Annotated in this window: 3 protein-coding genes; 1 reads left to right on the forward strand and 2 read right to left on the reverse strand. The window is 47.0% G+C overall.

Annotated features, from left to right (window positions below; translation table 11 throughout):
- Positions 1–157 precede the first annotated feature (157 nt).
- Both NNN71_RS24425 and NNN71_RS24430 read right to left on the reverse strand, forming a co-directional pair.
- On the reverse strand, positions 158–493 hold the full coding sequence (locus NNN71_RS24425) for a hypothetical protein (RefSeq protein WP_271459561.1): 336 nt from the start codon (positions 491–493) through the stop codon (positions 158–160).
- On the reverse strand, positions 493–1179 hold the full coding sequence (locus NNN71_RS24430; RefSeq protein WP_271459562.1) for a DNA/RNA non-specific endonuclease: 687 nt from the start codon (positions 1177–1179) through the stop codon (positions 493–495). Before NNN71_RS24430 ends, NNN71_RS24425 begins: the two co-directional genes overlap by 1 nt.
- Positions 1180–1783: 604 nt before the next feature.
- On the opposite strand from NNN71_RS24430, the gene NNN71_RS24435 reads away from it, so the two are divergent.
- Positions 1784–2131 carry a SymE family type I addiction module toxin gene (locus tag NNN71_RS24435; RefSeq protein WP_442910531.1) on the forward strand — a complete coding sequence of 116 codons (348 nt, stop codon included), beginning with the start codon at positions 1784–1786 and terminating at the stop codon, positions 2129–2131.
- Positions 2132–2236: the final 105 nt, after the last annotated feature.

Here is a 2236-nt window from a genome sequence, read left to right on the forward strand (position 1 = left end):
AATAAAAGGAGAATCATGCAAGATGAAATCTTGCAACGAGTGTGGGGATTTTAAGGTAAGAAGCAGGCCATTGTGAAATAGCCTGCCGGGAAGGATTCAGTAATTAGTGAGTAAATTTGCGAAGCAAAAATCCCGCCAACGCTGGGCGGGATTTATTTTAATCATACCGATAATCTAAGTTAACTTTCATTTCTTCAAGGTCAACTATAACAAGGCAACCATGCCATGCGGGACGTCCATTAGTGAGTCCATGCTCTAAATAATAATATTTTAGTTCTACTATCTTCTCAAGAAGCAGACTATCTGTTGCTGGAGTTTCGGGTAAAAACCACTTTTTTTGTCCATCTTTATTAATATAATCGTATAAAAATTTAGCGTGATCGTTTTCGTATGACAGTTCTGCATCCAAGAAAATTTTTCGAGCATCTTCAGGTGCTGATTCATACAATATTCGACCTATGTCTGAATATAACTCATCATCACGAGCAAACATTACTTGCCTCCTGGAGCATTATTAAAAATCTCTCTAATCGGACGTTCATCATTTATCTGGTAAGTGACAGTAAAACTGTCGGGTCTTTTGCTACTACTACTATAAGAAGGTTCTATCTTCACATTAACCTGTTTACCGTCTTTCAAAGCACTGGCCCATGTATTTTCCATCTGTTTCCATGCACCTTTATTCAGGTTGCCATCCATAGGAACAAGATTGAGCGTTTCGCCCGGGCCATTAAAGATACTGGCAATTAAATGACCACCCTCATCACCTTCGATTCCACATTTACCTGCCTTACATTGTTGATAGATATTTCGATCACTTTTAGACCAAGATAACGTACTCTCAACACTAGCTGTCCGTCCTTGAGAGTCAGTCTTAAATATTTTATTGTCATCAACTTTGTAAATTGTATTTGGTTTTGGATTATTAAGCTCTTTACTCCAGCTTCCTTTACTGCCTGAAATAGCAGCAATTTCATCGCTGGCTTTATTGAGCAGCTTCGATGCTTCCGCTACATCACCTTTTTTCAGGGCTGCTTCAACCCCGTTGAGTAATGTCTTAGCCCCTTTCGCAGGCGGGAAAACCCCGATTACTGCAATCAGATAATCATACGCTGACTGCGCTTCAGCAAAACTCTTGATGTCACTGTAGACAGGGACAAAATCGCTGCCAAATTCCATTGCCCCGGCAAGAAGTTCATCCCGGTGCGCATCTATCTTCGCACCACACGCCTCACTGCTGAGTCCCGCGCAGTTCTTCGCTTTAAACTCATCAACCGCTTCTTTCAGTTGTTGCTGAGCGTCACGGTATCTGTCTTCCGGCTTTTTACCCGTTGCCAGATAATCAGCGGCCTCACTGAGNGAGTTATTCTCAACAACAACTTTNTCCGTTGCGAAGTCCGGCGACGAAGAGNGATTTTTCCTGTGCTTTCCGTGGGTTAGAGCGGTTTTTTCCTGTCGCCTTTTCGCTGCCCGGTCATCAGACCCCGATATGCGTTTTCAGCCCCTGGCACGCTACCGCCCCGCCGTGACCTTCCGGCCTGCACACCCCGCATCATAGCAGCGGCGTCAGCCGCTGCCATTACCGTTTTTATTAACCACCTTTCCCTGCCCGAACCGGGTTCGCCGGAGCGCGAACCGGCAGGGTTCGCATGCAGAGATTTTAGCAGGGAGGCCCCCGGCGGGGCAGGAACAGACAGTTAACAGGAAGATTCTTTGAACGCGGGCTGAAGGTGTCTCACCACCGACAACCCGCTCACCACAAGCAACTAAAGAGGTAGTTACTATGGCTAAACGCGATTGTAAGTCAGAACCGGGCACAACTGAAGCACCACAACCCACCACCCGCTGCGAGTACTACAGCCGGGCCGTGCATAACGCGATATTTTTGCGCGGTGACTGGATAGCGCAGGCGGGATTTACCGACGGGATGCCGATAAAAATTCGGATGATGCCGGACTGCATCGTTATCACCACCCAGAACACCCGCGAACTGTGGGGCTGCGCTGAGGGGCTGAGCATCGTCGGTGTTAACGTGCCAAAGATGAACGAGTGGCTTAAGGCGTTCCCCGGCGCGCTGAACGATACGGGTGATATGCCGGTGATCAAGCGCGGGAACGGGCATTTTGGGTAAGAGTGACGGTTGATAAAAAGATCCCGGCGCAAGAGCTGGGATCTCTATCGGTATTATTTGTTACTGATATATATTGCATTACTTTCAGGTGGAACATCATTATCC

The organism is Kluyvera sp. Awk 3 (assembly GCF_028069715.1).
Taxonomy (GTDB): Bacteria; Pseudomonadota; Gammaproteobacteria; order Enterobacterales; family Enterobacteriaceae; genus Kluyvera; species Kluyvera georgiana_A.

Excerpts from the sequence above, each read along its gene's own strand:
- NNN71_RS24425 (WP_271459561.1), bottom strand. The coding sequence starts at position 493 with ATGTTTGCTCGTGATGATGAGTTATATTCAGACATAGGTCGAATATTG.
- NNN71_RS24430 (WP_271459562.1), bottom strand. The coding sequence starts at position 1,179 with ATGGAATTTGGCAGCGATTTTGTCCCTGTCTACAGTGACATCAAGAGT.
- NNN71_RS24435 (WP_442910531.1), top strand. The coding sequence starts at position 1,784 with ATGGCTAAACGCGATTGTAAGTCAGAACCGGGCACAACTGAAGCACCA.